Below are 317 nucleotides of genomic sequence, written 5' to 3' on the forward strand. Positions count from 1 at the left end.
CTGAGCGACAACAGCCGGATCTTCCATATCACCAGCGTATCCGCTGACACGCAGCTGACAGGTCTTGTGCTGACCGGCGGCAGCGTGACCGGAAACGGCGATGGCGGAGCGGTCTACAGTGCAGCAAGCCTGACAGTTTATAACAGCATGGTGTCCGGCAACACCTCGAACGCGGGTGGGGGAATCTTCGGGCAAATGGCCCTGACTTTCACCAACAGCATGGTGTCCGGCAACACCGCTGGGTTCACCGGCGGAGGTGTCTACGGGATGGGTAATGTGACCCTGACCAACAGCACGGTGTCCGGCAACTCCGCAGG

1 pseudogene is annotated in these 317 nt (G+C 60.6%); it reads left to right on the forward strand.

The annotated features are described in order from the left end of the window. Positions 1 to 317, forward strand: a pseudogene (locus tag E1297_RS48720) (hypothetical protein); the annotation flags it as partial.

This window comes from Roseibium sp. RKSG952 (assembly GCF_009711355.1).